We start from the raw sequence: 13,028 nt of genomic DNA, 5'->3' as shown, positions 1-13,028 counted from the left end.
TGTCCTCGGTCCCGATCCGCGGGCCTCGGCAGGTCTTCCGTGGTCCGGGCCGGATCCACGGTACCCGGCGATGCCGTCGATCCGGTACCTTCGGGCAGCCTCCGACCACGCCCGAACGACGGGTTTTCCCAGCTGTTTGCCTGGCGGGAGAGGGTGCGGGGCCCCTCCTGTGAAGTTGCTGTCAGTGAGCCCCGCCGTCACGGCCGTCGGCACTCGCTCAGTCGCCGCCGGACGAGCCGAGGGTGAGGGTGACCGTCCGCTCCCTGCCGTCCCGCAGCAGGGTGAGCTCCAGACGGTCGCCGGGCCGGTGGGCTCGGACCTTGACGATCAGTTCGTCCCCGGAGTGGACACGCCGGCCGTCGACCTCGGTGATGACGTCGCCCGAGCGCATCCCCGCCCGGTCGGCGGGACCGCCCGAGGTCACCCCCGAACCGCCGCCGTCGCCCCCGTCACCGATACGGGCGCCGTCACCCGAGTAGTCCATGTCGAGGGTGACCCCGATCACCGGATGGGTGGCCTTGCCGGTGTTGATCAGCTCCTCGGCGACGCGCTTGCCCTGGTTGATGGGTATCGCGAAACCCAGGCCGATGGAACCGGCCTGTCCGCCGTCCGACTCGGAGCCGCTGCCCGCGGAGCGGATGGCGCTGTTGATGCCGATCACGCGGGCCTTGCCGTCGAGGAGCGGGCCTCCGGAGTTGCCGGGGTTTATCGGCGCGTCGGTCTGCAGCGCGTCCACGTACGACACATCGCTGACGTTCCCGCTCTCGCCGCCGGCCGTGATGGGCCGCTCCTTGGCGCTGATGATGCCGGAGGTGACGGTGTTGGCCAGGTCGAAGGGGGCGCCGATGGCGACGACCGGGTCGCCGACCCGGACCTCCTCCGAGTTGCCGAGGGGCAGCGGCTTGAGCCCGCTGACACCGGAGACCTTGACCACGGCCAGGTCGTAGCCGGTGTCCCGGCCGACGATGGTGGCCTTGGCGGTCTCGCCGCCGCTGAAGGTCACCGATATGTCGCCGTCCGCTCCGGCGGGGTCGACGACGTGGTTGTTGGTGAGGATGTGGCCGCGTTCGTCCAGGACGAAGCCGGTGCCGGTGCCCTGTGCGCTGTCCCCGCTCACGTGCAGGGTCACGACGCTGGGCAGGGCGCTGGCGGCGATCCCCGCGACGCTGTCGGGCGCCCGGCCCGTCACCCCGTCGCTGGTCTGCGGCAGCTCGATCGCCCCGACCCCGCCGTTGCGCTCCAGGTACGTGCCCACGACTCCGCCGACACCGCCGGCCACGACGGCGATCAGCAGGGCCCCGACCAGCAGCGTCCTGCCCCTGCGCCTGTGCCGCCGCGCCACGTCGTCCACCGCGGCCCCGTTCTGCTGCAGCGCCCCCGACCCGGCCCACGGGTCGTGGTTCTGCCAGGGCCCCCGCGAGCTGTGCGTCGCGGCCTGCGGCGACTGCGCGGGGTCGGCGTAGGCACCCGGGGGGTGCTGGTCTGAGGCTCCGTGCGGAGGGTGCCCGGCTTGTGCCCCGCCCGCGTAGGGAGGCGGCACCGTCCGCGCCGAGTCGCCGAAGGGCGGCGGCCCGGCTGGGAGGGATACGCGTAGGAGGCCCCGGGAGGCGGGGAGCTGTCGGGGTGGGGCGTCGCGGCCGACTGGGACACGTCCGGGAAGCGGCGGCGGCCGGCGCGGGCGCCTCCGCGTACGAGGCCGCTTCGGCCTGCGGTGCCGCAGGCGTCGGCTGCGGAGCGGTCGCCGGTGCGGCGGTGCCCTGGGCCGGTGTCGTCGGCCGGACGTCCGCCATGGGGGCGGAAGCCGTGCCGGAAGCGGGAGCCGTCGCCGGGTGCTGGACCGGCGGAGCGGGCGCCCACGGGCCGGGCTCGCCGTACGGCGGGGTGCCGTAGGGATCGGGGTCGTGCAGCGGTTTGGGACGCTCAGAGGGCGCGTCAGGGGCGCTCAGGGCACCTTGCTCACCCGACGGCCGGGCATCGGCGACAGCGGTGACGCCCACGACCGTGGTCGCGGAGGCGGCTGCGGCAGAGGACCCGGAGGTGTCAGAGGCCGTGCTCGCGGCACCGGCAGAGGACCCGGCACCGCCGGTGGGGCCGCCCTCGGCCTCGACCGACACGCTGCCGGGCTCGGCCACCGAACCGCCCGCCCCGGTCGGCGAGTTCGCGCCGACCTCCGCGTCGCGCACCGCGCTCGTCCCGGTCGGTCGCTCCAGTTCGAAGTCGCCGTCCGTGTCGACGACCGCGGCGGCGGTCGACGTGGGGGCGGCCCCGAGCGGGGTCTCGACCGCCGGACGGGCCAGTTGGAAATCGGAGTCGGCCTCGGGCTCGATCCGGGTGTCGGGCCCGACGAGGGCCGTCGCCGTCGCCGGGCGTTCCAACTCGAAGTCACCCTCGGGGTTTTCCTCACGAGCCGCGTTCGCCGTCGCCCCGATGTGGTCCCCCGCTGTCTCCGCCCCCGCGCCGTGCGCCCGGGGGCGGCTCCACCACTTCGCCTTCGTGGGCTTCCCCTCGTTCATGTTCTCCCCACACCTAGGGCCTGTCCCAAGGACCGGCCCGCCGCCCACCGTTCACCGAGCGCCGCAGGCCGGAACCGGCCCGAGCGGACACGGCCCACTCTGGATTCAACCAGGTTCGCGGGCCGGTGCGCAGAACTCGGGGTCAGCGGAGGACGGGCGATGTGGGTGTGGGGGACGAGGTGGTGTCGGGGGCCGTCAGCAGGCCCGGACCCGTCAGCTCGGGGGCCGGGGACCAGCCGGTCAGCTGCAGGGGCGGCGCTGCGGTGAGCGGACGTATGAGCGGTGACATGACGGCGGCACCGGCCAACACGGGGGCGGTCAGCGGGTGTACGGACCTGCGGTCCTGGCCGGCCGGAGCGGGGACCCCGGGCAGCAGGGGCGCGGAGATCTCCGTCGGGGCGACGGGCACCTGGCCCAGGGACTGCTGGCCCTGTCCGAGGAGTGGCCCGACGGTGCCCCGACGGCGCTGCGCCTCGGGCGTCGGAACCGTGCCCGAGGCCTGGGTCCGCAGCGGGGTGACATTGCTGCCGCTGCCGGAGGCGCCGCGGGCGTCGGCCGTCTCGACGGGCATGCCGTTGGTCACGCCGCCGAGGGCGATCGCGGCCAGCGACACCGCGCCCGCCGCCACGAAGGCGAACCGCATGCCGCGCGAGGCCGAACGCTCGGCCTCCTGCCGGCTCACGTCGTGGATGCGAAAGCCACGAATGCCCAGGGCCCCTCTGTCGCTTCCGCCGTCCCGGTCGCCGCCGGTTCTCTCCGTACGGCCCGGGCGGTCGTCCGCGCCGCCGGAGAGGCCTCGTGCGCCGCCCAGGAAGCCACGGTCGCCCAGGGCCCCCCGGTCACCGAGGAAGCCACGGCCGCTCAGGAAGCCGCGGTCACCGAGGAACCCGCGGCCGCCGGAGGCTCCTCGGCCGCCGCCGAGCAGTCCGCGGCCTTCCGACGGCGTCAGCGCGCCGCCGTGTGGTCCCGACGGGACGTATCCGAAGGAGTCGCCGGAGCCGAAGACCCCGAAGTCGGCGAAGTCCCGGGAGTCGGGTTCACCGAGCAGGCCCGGCCCACCGGCCGTACCTCCGAGTCTTCCGCCGAAGCCGCCGGACAGCGGTGAGCCGCCGTCGCCGTCGCCGCCCGCGGGCAGCATCTGGAGGCGGGCGAGGAAGCTCTCGGAGGGAGGCGGCGGGGCGGCCTCCGCGAAGACGTTCTTCAGGCGGCGCTGTTCGTCCGCCTCCGATTTGCACTTCGCGCAGGTGGCGAGATGTGCCAGGACGCGGTCTCGCGCCTCATGACCGAGCTCTCCGTCGACCAGGGCGGAGAGACGGTCTCCCAGGTGCTGCTCGGCAGGCGTAGGACGGGATCCACTCACGCGGTCGCGCCCCCTCCTCCCAGCACGGCCACCCGGGGCACCGCGAACCCGCGGCGTTGCTCGGCCCGGGCCTCCGGGGAGCGGTGCGCGAGGGCCTTGCGGAGCTGGGAGCGGCCGCGGTGGATCCGGGAGCGGACCGTGCCGAGCTTGACGCCCAGGGTCGCGGCGATCTCCTCGTACGACAGTCCTTCGATGTCGCAGAGGACGACGGCGGCGCGGAACTCGGGTGCCAGGGTGTCGAGGGCCTGCTGGACGTCGGCGTCGAAGTGCGCGTCGTTGAAGATCTGTTGCGGGGTGGGCTCACGGCTGGGCAGGCGCTCGGCCGCGTCGTCCCCGAGGGCGTCGAAGCGGATGCGCTGCTTGCGCCGGACCATGTCCAGGAAGAGGTTGGTGGTGATGCGGTGCAGCCAGCCCTCGAAGGTGCCGGGCGTGTAGGTCGACAGGGAGCGGAAGACGCGGACGAAGACCTCCTGGGTGAGATCCTCGGCGTCGTGCTGGTTGCCGGTCAGACGGTAGGCGAGCCGGTACACGCGGCCGCTGTGGGTGCTGACGATCTCCTCCCAGGTGGGCGGAGTCCACGCCTGTGCGTGCGCGTCCGTGGTGAAGGTCGCGGTCTGTGCTCCGCCCGAGGCGGGAGCGTCGGCGTGGCTGTGGTCAGCGGTGTCGTTCACGGATTTCGGCCTACCTGCCGATCCGAGAAAGCGCCGCAGCACTCCTCCCCGATCCACAGGCGCAGCCGCACCTCCCCTGTCGGCTCTGGTGGTGTCCAGTGGAGCCCCTACCATAGCCACCTCGCCCGTTAGCTCCGGATAAGCGGATTTATAAGAAATTGATGTGCGCCGCTGTGGCTCGTCCGGCTGACGCGGCCCGTCGGGCTTGGTCAGCAGCCGCGTCGATACGCGGCCCTGGTCGTCGGATCGATCCATCCCGTGCCCCCCGTCACTCACTCATCCCTTTAAACGACCGGTCCCATCAGCAGGTTCCCGACGGCAACGGATACAGTCACGCCCAGGCAACCACGGGGACATAAGGAGAGGGTCATTACCGGCAACCGGCTGACGAGCTGGGCGTTCGCCGACGCCTTTGTCGCCGAGGACGACGCGCTGCGCTGGGCCCGGGAACGGGCCCGGGAGGCAGGGCTGCGCTCGGTGTCGCCCGGCACGGGCGCCGCGCTGCGGGTGCTCGCCGCCACCGTGGACGCGAAGGCCGTGGCGGAGATCGGGACCGGGACCGGTGTCTCCGGGATCCATCTGCTGCACGGCATGCGGCCCGACGGGGTGCTGACCACCGTGGATCCGGAGCCGGAGCACCAGCAGTTCGCCCGGCAGGCGTTCCGCGCGTCCGGCTTCGCCAGCAACCGCGCACGCTTCATCCCGGGGCACGCCCTGGACGTGCTGCCCCGGCTCGCGGACTCCGGGTACGACCTGGTCTTCTGCGACGGCGACCGGCTGGAGAGCCTCGACTACCTCGCTGAATCGTTGCGTCTGCTCAGGCCCGGTGGCCTGGTGGCGTTCGAGGGTGTGTTCGCCAGTGGCCGGACGGTGGACTCCAATCCGCAGCCCACCGAGGTCATACGACTGCGGGAGCTGTTGCGCGCGGTCCGGGAGAGTTCCGAACTCGTGCCGTCCCTGCTCCCCGTGGGCGACGGCCTGCTGTGCGCGGTCAAGCGCTGAGCGGCTCCCCACAACCCGGCCGGCCCCCGAGCACGTCCCCGGTACGACAGCGCCCCGGCACCGCCGAGGGGCGGTGCCGGGGCGACTGAAAGGGTATCGTCGCTACGCGCGTCAGCCGACGACCTTCTTGAGGGCATCACCGAGGGCGTCGGCCTCGTCAGGGGTCAGCTCGACGACGAGCCGACCGCCGCCTTCGAGCGGAACGCGCATGACGATGCCCCGCCCCTCCTTGGTCACCTCGAGCGGGCCATCGCCCGTCCGCGGCTTCATGGCCGCCATGCTCGTACCCCTTCCTGAAACCAGCTCATCGCCAAGCCGACGGCCCGGGAGGGCAGGCGCGGGCCCACCTGGGGACACGCGACACCGGCATCGAACACATTGCTTCCAGGCCATTATCCCGCATCTCATGACCCGATGACCAACATCGGTCGGCATCGCTTGGGCAACGCGCGCGAGCAAAACCACCCAATTCGGCGGTGTGACTGCGATACTGCGCCACCGCACGGCCCCGGGTGGGCGCTCACCCATTGGTGATTCTTTGACGCAGGTCACACGTCCGGGCCCGGCCACCGCCCGTGAACTCCGCCATGCTGTGCTGTGACGAGGGCGTACCGACCAGTACGTCACCTGCCGCGACACCGGAGGGGAAACACCATGGCCGACACCGTGCTCTACGAGGTGCACGACGGACTCGCGAAGATCACGCTGAACCGCCCCGAGGCGATGAACGCGCTGAACATCGCGACGAAGGTCGCACTGCGGGAGGCCGTGGAGGAGGCCGCCGGGGACGACGCGGTGCGGGCGGTGCTGCTGACGGCCGCCGGAGAGCGGGCGTTCTGTGTGGGCCAGGACCTCAAGGAGCACATCGGGCTGCTGATCGAGGGCTCGGGGGAGGTCATGAGCACGGTCAAGGAGCACTACAACCCCGTGGTGAAGGCGCTCACGAGCATGGCGAAGCCCGTGGTGGCCGGGGTGAACGGCGTCGCGGCCGGGGCCGGTCTGGGCTTCGCGCTCGCGGCGGACTACCGGGTGGTCGCCGACACGGCCTCGTTCAACACGTCCTTCGCCGGGGTGGCGCTCACGGCCGACTCCGGGGTCTCGTGGACCCTGCCGCGGGTGATCGGCCCGGGCCGTGCCGCCGACCTGCTGCTGTTCCCGCGCAGCATCAAGGCCCAGGAGGCGTACGAGCTGGGGATCGCGAACCGGATCGTTCCGGCGGCCTCGCTGCACGCCGCCGCCGAGGAGGTGGCGCGGATGCTTGCCGGGGGGCCGACCGTGGCATACGCGGCGATCAAGGAGGCGGTGGCGTACGGGTTCACCCACTCGCTGGCCGAGACGCTGGAGAAGGAGGACGAGCTCCAGACTTGCGCGGGGGCGTCGGAGGACCACCAGATCGCTGTGCGGGCCTTCGTGAACAAGGAAGAGCCGAAGTACTTGGGGCGGTGACGGTGCGCGGGAAGCTGCGGTTCCGATGTGGTTGGTCGCGCCCACGCGGCGCAGCCGCAGGTGTCACCGCCCCGCGCCTCTAGCGGGGCGCGCTTCTCGCCACGCATGTCTCCAAGTGGTCGTTCACCAGGCCGCACGCCTGCATCAGGGCGTATGCCGTTGTCGGGCCCACGAAGCGGATGCCTCGTTTCTTCAGGGACTTGGACAGGGCCGTGGACTCGGGGGTGACCGCCGGGACGTCCGCGAGGGTTCGCGGGGCCGGGCGGGTCGCCGGGTCCGGGGCGTGGGACCAGATCAGCTCGTCCAGCTCGCCGGAGGTCCAGGTGGACAGTTCGCGGGCGTTGGCGATCGTCGCCTCGATCTTGGCGCGGTTGCGGATGATGCCGGGGTCGGCGAGGAGGCGCTCCTGGTCGGCCTCGGTGAACAGGGCGACCGAGGCGATCTTGAAGTCGGCGAAGGCGGAACGGAAGCCCTCGCGGCGGCGCAGGATGGTGATCCAGGAGAGGCCGGACTGGAAGGCCTCCAGGCAGAGCCGCTCGTACAGCGCGTCGTCGCCGTGGACCGGGCGGCCCCACTCCTGGTCGTGGTACGCGACGTAGTCCTCGGTGGACAGGGCCCAGGGGCAGCGCGGGGCGCCGTCGGAGCCGGGCAGGGCGGTGCCGTCGCTCACCGGTGGTCGCCCTCCTCCGGCTTGTGCAGCGAGGTCGCGGTCGCCGTGCGGGCGCCCGCGAGCGCGGACTCCAGGTCGGCGATCCGGGCGTCCCGCTCGGCGATCTCGGCGCTGAGGCGGCCGAGGGCGTCGTCCACGTCCACCATGCGGTAGCCGCGGACGGCGACCGGGAAGCGGAGCGCCTCGACGTCGGCGCGGTTGACCGGGCGGTCCGCCGGCAGCGGGTCCTGGAGCCGCTCGCCCTCGGCCTCCGGCAGCACCGCGTTGTCGCCGCCGCCGACCACGGCGAGCGTCACCGCGGCGACCACGACGGCGAGCGCGACGACCAGGAACAAGAACATGAACATCGCTGGGTCCCCTCGAGTGTGTTCGGCTCCGATCGTGCCATGCGAGTCTGACAGCTAAGGTCGCAGGCGGTCGGGCAAGGCCGGCGATCGACGGGACGTACTGGGAGAGGTCACAGCGGATGCTCAGGCTGGGCAAGCGGGAATTCGGCCCGCACGAGCCGGTGATCATGGCGATCGTGAACCGGACGCCGGACTCCTTCTACGACCAAGGGGCGACCTTCCACGACGAGCCGGCGCTCGCGCGCGTGGAGCGGGCGGTCGCCGACGGCGCGGTCATCATCGACGTCGGCGGGGTGAAGGCCGGTCCCGGGGAGGAGGTGACCGCGGCGGAGGAGGCGCGGCGGACCGTGGGGTTCGTCGCGGAGGTGCGGCGGCGGTTCCCCGACGTGATCATCAGCGTCGACACCTGGCGGCACGAGGTCGGTGAGGCCGTGTGCGAGGCCGGGGCGGATCTGCTCAACGACGCGTGGGGCGGGGTCGATCCCCGGCTCGCGGAGGTCGCGGCGCGGTATCGGGTGGGGCTGGTGTGTACGCACGCGGGTGGGGCCCAGCCGCGTACCCGGCCGCACCGGGTCGAGTACGACGACGTGATGGCCGACGTGTTGCGGGTGACCGTGGGGCTGGCGGAGCGGGCGGTGGCGTTGGGGGTGCCCCGGGAGTCCGTGCTGATCGATCCGGGGCACGACTTCGGGAAGAACACGCGGCACGGTCTGGAGGCGACCCGGCGGTTGGGGGAGATGGTCGCCACGGGGTGGCCGGTGTTGGTGTCGCTGTCCAACAAGGACTTCGTGGGGGAGACGTTGGACAAGCCGGTGAAGGAGCGGGTGGTGGGGACGTTGGCGACCACTGCCGTGTCGGCCTGGTTGGGAGCTCAGGTGTATCGGGTGCATGAGGTGGCTGAGACTCGGCAGGTGGTGGAGATGGTGGGGGCGATCGCGGGTGGCGGGGGCCCGCCGTTGCCCGGCGGGGCTCGCCTAGATCTTTTCGCCCCCGCCACCCCTACCCGTCCCATCCCCACCCAGAGGGCTACGCGCCCCTTCGGCCCCCGTCAGATTCGGGGCTCCGCCCCGGACCCCGTTCGCGCAGTTCCCCGCGCCCCTGATCAGCGGCCCGCCTCCTTCGAGACCAGGGCCACCGCCTCGTCCACGTCGTCCGTCACGTGGAAGAGGGTCAGGTCCTTCTCCGCTGCCTTGCCCTGGGCGATGAGGGTGTTGGTCAGCCAGTCGACCAGGCCGCTCCAGTAGGACTCGCCGAAGAGGACGATGGGGAAGCGGGTGACCTTCTGGGTCTGGACGAGGGTGAGGGCCTCGAAGAGTTCGTCGAGGGTGCCGAGGCCGCCGGGGAGGACCACGAAGCCCTGGGCGTACTTGACGAACATCATCTTCCGGACGAAGAAGTAGCGGAAGTTGAGGCCGATGTCGACGTAGGGGTTGAGGCCCTGTTCGAAGGGGAGCTCGATGCCGAGGCCGACGGAGGTGCCGCCCGCTTCGAGGGCGCCCTTGTTGGCCGCCTCCATCGCGCCCGGGCCGCCGCCGGTGATGACGGCGAAGCCTGCCTCCACCAGGCCCCGGCCGAGCCGGACGCCCGCCTCGTACTCCGGGGAGTCGGCGGGCGTGCGGGCGGAGCCGAAGACGCTGATCGCGGGCGGGAGTTCGGCGAGCGTGCCGAAACCCTCGATGAACTCGGACTGGATGCGCAGGACCCGCCAGGGGTCGGTGTGGACCCAGTCCGAGGGGCCGCCCGCGTCCAGCAACCGCTGGTCCGTCGTGCTCGCCTGAACCTGGCCTCGCCTGCGCAGCACCGGTCCCAGCCGCTGCTCCTCGGGTGGCTGCTTCTTGCCCTCGGGGTTGCCGGTCGCCATGTCCGCTCCCTCCGCCGTGCTGGTGGTTCACCTCAGCGTAGATCCATACGGGTTACGGACGGGGGACGTCAGCGTGTCCGCCACGCGATCCGCCGCACCGGACAGGTCACGCCGTCAGCCAGGACCTCAGGCGCTCCTCGCCGGTCAGGATCTTCGCCGTCTCGACGCGCTCGTCCCGCCGGTGCGCCAAGTGGGGGTTGCCGGGGCCGTAGTTGACGGCCGGGACGCCGAGGGCGCTGAAGCGGGAGACGTCGGTCCAGCCGTACTTGGGCTGGGCCGTGCCGCCGACGGCCTCGATGAACGCCGCGGCCGCCGGGTGGGACAGGCCGGGCAGCGCGCCGGGGCTGTGGTCGTCGACGGTGAACTCCTCGACCCCGCAGTCGGCGAAGACCTCGCGGACGTGGGCGATGGCCTCCTCCTCCGTACGGTCCGGCGCGTAGCGGAAGTTGACCGTGACCATGCAGGCGTCGGGGATGACGTTGCCGGCGACGCCGCCGGAGATGCCGACCGCGTTGAGGCCCTCGCGGTACTCCAGGCCGTCGATCACCGGGTAGCGGGGCTCGTACGACGCCAGCCTCGCCAGGATCGGGGCGGCGGCGTGGATGGCGTTGGAGCCCATCCAGCCGCGGGCGGAGTGGGCGCGCTCGCCCTTGGTCGTCAGCAGGACCCGCAGGGTGCCCTGGCAGCCGCCCTCGACCTCGCCGTCGGTGGGCTCCAGGAGGACCGCGAAATCCCCCGCCAGCCATTCGGGGTGGGCCTCGGAGACGTGCTTCAGGCCGTTGAGGTCCGCGGCGACCTCCTCGTTGTCGTAGAAGACGAACGTCAGGTCGCGGTTGGGGGCCGGGACCGTGGCGGCGATGCGCAGCTGGACCGCGACGCCGGACTTCATGTCGCAGGTGCCGCAGCCCCACAGGACGCCGTCCTCGTCGAGGCGGGAGGGGACGTTGTCCGCGATGGGCACGGTGTCGATGTGGCCGGCCAGGATCACGCGCTCGGCGCGGCCCAGGTTCGTACGGGCGACGACGTTGTTGCCGTACCGGTCGACCGTGAGGTGCGGCAGGGCGCGCAGGGCGGTCTCGATCGCGTCCGCGAGGGGCTTCTCGGTGCCGCTCTCGGAGGGGAAGTCGACGAGCTGCGCGGTCAGCCGCGCGGCGTCCAGCGTGAGGTCAATCGGGGTCTCGGCCATGTCCCCGACCCTAACGCGCCGCCCGATCCGGGCCGCCGGGCGCGTGGAGCCGGACCGCCGGGCGCGTGGAGCCGGTCACTTCCGCCCCCCTGTTCACATCACTGTTCACAACTCCTGCACGAGTGCCATTACCGTCCAGTACCTTGGACCGCGTGTCGGAGCCGTACCCCTTCCCCTCAGGTCCCCGCCCCCGCCGTCGCGGCCGTCGCGTGCTGCAGTTCATGGCGGCCTTCGTCGTGCTCACCGCGATCGGGGCGTATCTCACCGTGCAGTATCTGACCGGGGGGAACGGGACACCCCGGTGCGTGGTCGTGTCCGGGACGGACGACGGGGCGTCGTACGAGTTCACGCCCGAGCAGGCGGCCAACGCCGCGACGATCTCGGCGGTCGGCACCTCGCGCGAGCTGCCCGAGCGGGCTGTCACGATCGCGCTGGCGACCGCGCTGCAGGAGTCGAGCCTGCGCAACATCGCGCACGGCGACCGGGACTCGCTCGGCCTCTTCCAGCAGCGCCCGTCGCAGGGCTGGGGCACCGAGCAGCAGATCCAGGACCCGGTGTACGCGGCGGGTGAGTTCTACGAGCATCTCGTCAAGGTCGACGACTACGAGCGGCTGCCGCTGACCGTGGCCGCCCAGCGCGTGCAGCGCAGCGGCTACCCGGACGCGTATGCCAAGCACGAGCCCGACGCCGCGGCGCTCGCCGCCGCGCTGACCGGGCGGTCGGCGGCCACGCTGACGTGCGAGGGGCGCCGGGACACGACCGGCACCGGCACCGCCTACACGGGCGGACCGGACGCCGTGCGCAGCGCGCTCGCCCGGGACTTCGGCGACGAGGCGTTCGAGTCGGCCGCGGCGGTGGTGAGCTCCGAGGGCGGCGCCTCGGCCGAGGCGAGCGCGGCGCCGAGTCCGAGCGTCTCTCCCGCCGCCGGGACCGTGACCATCCCCCTCACGGACGCCGGGAACGCCGGGAACGCCGGGAACACGGACCGGACCCGGCAGCGCGGCTGGGAGCTGGCGCACTGGGCCGTGGCCAACTCCTCCCGGCTCGGCGTCGAGCGCGTCTCCTACGCGGGGCGCGAGTGGGTCGCGGAGGGCCGGGCCGGGGCGTGGCGCAAAGCCCGGGGCGCGGCGGGCGGCACGGTGGGCTCCCCCACCGAGGTCCGAATCGTCACTGGACAGTAGGCCGCACGGCTCACCCGTGCGGGGTAGGCGCGGCGCGTCGGGTGGACGGGGTGCGCGGGATTTCTCCCGCTCACCCCTGGCACGCGGAATGCGTTGGGAACACAGGGCCGTAAGGATTCAGCAGACGGCCGACACAGGTGGCGTTTGTCCGACTGGATCCACATTTGATCATGCGACGCATTGCCATTTCTTTACGTCGGGGCGCCGCAACCTTCGGGGACTTCGAGCGGTAGTCACTGCGTCCGAGCCCGGAACGGTCAACTCCCGGGCGCGGTCGGACACTTCAACGTTCTCTTCCGTCAAAGGAGCACCATGTCCCTCCCCCTGACCCGCCGGATCGCCCGTGCCGCGCTGCTGACCGCAGCGGGAGCGGCCTCCGTGGTCGGTGCGGCCGGCTCCGCGAGCGCGGCGCCCGAACTCCCGGCCACCCCGAACCTCGGCGGCCTGTCCGCCGTGGACGGGACGAACGCGGGTAGCACCGTGGACGGCGCGACGCAGAACGTCACCGGGGTCGCGAGCGACGCCGGCACCAAGGCGTCCAAGCAGACCCTGCCGACCGTGAGCAAGACCGGCGGGAAGACCGTCAAGACGACCACGCCCGTCGCGCAGAAGGCCGCCGGGGAGGCCGCGGGGTCCGCCGGCACCGTACTGGGTGACACGACCAAGACGGCGACGAAGGGCGGGCTGCCGACGGGGCAGCTGCCTGCCAAGAGCCCGCTCGGCTGACCTGCCGTACGTCGAAGGGGCCCGGGGAGACTCCCCGGGCCCCTTCGCGTGGTGTGTCCTACGCC

General features: G+C 72.5%; 13 protein-coding genes and 1 pseudogene. 6 read left to right on the top strand and 8 right to left on the bottom strand.

Annotated elements, in window-relative coordinates; all coding sequences use genetic code 11:
• Nucleotides 1-217: 217 nt before the first annotated feature.
• Nucleotides 218-1,351: a S1C family serine protease gene (locus E4N62_RS48890; protein ID WP_374117097.1), complete on the bottom strand. Its 1,134-nt coding sequence runs from the start codon at nt 1,349-1,351 to the stop codon at nt 218-220.
• Between the two features lie 272 nt (nt 1,352-1,623).
• Here E4N62_RS48890 and E4N62_RS48885 point away from each other — a divergent pair, with 272 nt between their 5' ends.
• Nucleotides 1,624-1,890, top strand: coding sequence for a hypothetical protein (locus E4N62_RS48885; RefSeq protein ID WP_308185918.1), 267 nt, complete (start codon nt 1,624-1,626; stop codon nt 1,888-1,890).
• Nucleotides 1,891-2,655: 765 nt separating this feature from the next.
• On the opposite strand, the gene E4N62_RS32025 is transcribed toward E4N62_RS48885, so the two are convergent.
• Nucleotides 2,656-3,873 carry an anti-sigma factor gene (locus E4N62_RS32025; protein ID WP_230219953.1) on the bottom strand — a complete coding sequence of 406 codons (1,218 nt, stop codon included), beginning with the start codon at nt 3,871-3,873 and terminating at the stop codon, nt 2,656-2,658.
• Nucleotides 3,870-4,586: an RNA polymerase sigma factor SigE gene (gene sigE / locus E4N62_RS32020; protein WP_215457232.1), complete on the bottom strand. Its 717-nt coding sequence runs from the start codon at nt 4,584-4,586 to the stop codon at nt 3,870-3,872. Before sigE ends, E4N62_RS32025 begins: the two co-directional genes overlap by 4 nt.
• 258 nt (nt 4,587-4,844) lie before the next feature.
• On the opposite strand from sigE, the gene E4N62_RS32015 reads away from it, so the two are divergent.
• Entirely contained in the window at nt 4,845-5,546 is a 702-nt protein-coding gene (locus tag E4N62_RS32015; RefSeq protein WP_308185969.1) for an O-methyltransferase, read from the top strand.
• A 111-nt stretch (nt 5,547-5,657) separates the two neighbouring features.
• Here the strand turns inward: E4N62_RS32015 and E4N62_RS32010 are convergent, their stop codons facing one another.
• Nucleotides 5,658-5,825: a DUF3117 domain-containing protein gene (locus E4N62_RS32010; protein WP_003966491.1), complete on the bottom strand. Its 168-nt coding sequence runs from the start codon at nt 5,823-5,825 to the stop codon at nt 5,658-5,660.
• A gap of 375 nt (nt 5,826-6,200) precedes the next feature.
• Between E4N62_RS32010 and E4N62_RS32005 the strand changes: the two genes are divergently transcribed.
• Nucleotides 6,201-6,992, top strand: a complete 792-nt coding sequence (locus E4N62_RS32005) for an enoyl-CoA hydratase/isomerase family protein (protein ID WP_230219952.1) — start codon at nt 6,201-6,203, stop codon at nt 6,990-6,992.
• Between the two features lie 79 nt (nt 6,993-7,071).
• On the opposite strand, the gene E4N62_RS32000 is transcribed toward E4N62_RS32005, so the two are convergent.
• Together E4N62_RS32000 and E4N62_RS31995 are read right to left on the bottom strand one after the other, a co-directional pair.
• Complete coding sequence (locus tag E4N62_RS32000; protein ID WP_308185915.1) at nt 7,072-7,662, bottom strand: DNA-3-methyladenine glycosylase I; 591 nt, start codon at nt 7,660-7,662, stop codon at nt 7,072-7,074.
• Entirely contained in the window at nt 7,659-8,009 is a 351-nt protein-coding gene (locus E4N62_RS31995; protein WP_230219951.1) for a DivIVA domain-containing protein, read from the bottom strand. Before E4N62_RS31995 ends, E4N62_RS32000 begins: the two co-directional genes overlap by 4 nt.
• A 119-nt stretch (nt 8,010-8,128) precedes the next feature.
• Between E4N62_RS31995 and folP the strand changes: the two are divergent.
• A pseudogene (gene folP, locus E4N62_RS31990) lies at nt 8,129-8,979 on the top strand (dihydropteroate synthase); the annotation flags it as partial.
• Nucleotides 8,980-9,111: 132 nt separating this feature from the next.
• Here the strand turns inward: folP and E4N62_RS31985 are convergent.
• On the bottom strand, nt 9,112-9,870 hold the full coding sequence (locus E4N62_RS31985; protein ID WP_045559108.1) for a TIGR00730 family Rossman fold protein: 759 nt from the start codon (nt 9,868-9,870) through the stop codon (nt 9,112-9,114).
• A gap of 106 nt (nt 9,871-9,976) precedes the next feature.
• The gene (dapE, locus tag E4N62_RS31980; protein WP_230219950.1) at nt 9,977-11,056 is read right to left on the bottom strand and encodes a succinyl-diaminopimelate desuccinylase; all 1,080 of its coding nucleotides are present in this window, start codon (nt 11,054-11,056) and stop codon (nt 9,977-9,979) included.
• Between the two features lie 152 nt (nt 11,057-11,208).
• On the opposite strand from dapE, the gene E4N62_RS31975 reads away from it, so the two are divergent.
• A complete protein-coding gene (locus tag E4N62_RS31975; protein ID WP_230219948.1) occupies nt 11,209-12,237 on the top strand; it encodes a heavy metal transporter in 1,029 nt (342 codons plus the stop codon).
• A gap of 312 nt (nt 12,238-12,549) precedes the next feature.
• The gene (locus E4N62_RS31970) at nt 12,550-12,963 is read left to right on the top strand and encodes an ATP-binding protein (protein ID WP_230219946.1); all 414 of its coding nucleotides are present in this window, start codon (nt 12,550-12,552) and stop codon (nt 12,961-12,963) included.
• Nucleotides 12,964-13,028 lie beyond the last annotated feature (65 nt).

This window comes from Streptomyces sp. MNU76 (assembly GCF_020982545.1).
Classification (GTDB): domain Bacteria; phylum Actinomycetota; class Actinomycetes; order Streptomycetales; family Streptomycetaceae; genus Streptomyces.
The sequence above is the reverse complement of the archived record's forward strand: the minus strand, read 5'-3'. Positions and strand labels throughout refer to the sequence as shown.

Excerpts from the sequence above, each read along its gene's own strand:
- E4N62_RS32005 (WP_230219952.1), top strand. The coding sequence starts at position 6,201 with ATGGCCGACACCGTGCTCTACGAGGTGCACGACGGACTCGCGAAGATC.
- E4N62_RS32010 (WP_003966491.1), bottom strand. The coding sequence starts at position 5,825 with ATGGCGGCCATGAAGCCGCGGACGGGCGATGGCCCGCTCGAGGTGACC.
- E4N62_RS31995 (WP_230219951.1), bottom strand. The coding sequence starts at position 8,009 with ATGTTCATGTTCTTGTTCCTGGTCGTCGCGCTCGCCGTCGTGGTCGCC.
- E4N62_RS31985 (WP_045559108.1), bottom strand. The coding sequence starts at position 9,870 with ATGGCGACCGGCAACCCCGAGGGCAAGAAGCAGCCACCCGAGGAGCAG.
- E4N62_RS31970 (WP_230219946.1), top strand. The coding sequence starts at position 12,550 with ATGTCCCTCCCCCTGACCCGCCGGATCGCCCGTGCCGCGCTGCTGACC.
- dapE (WP_230219950.1), bottom strand. The coding sequence starts at position 11,056 with ATGGCCGAGACCCCGATTGACCTCACGCTGGACGCCGCGCGGCTGACC.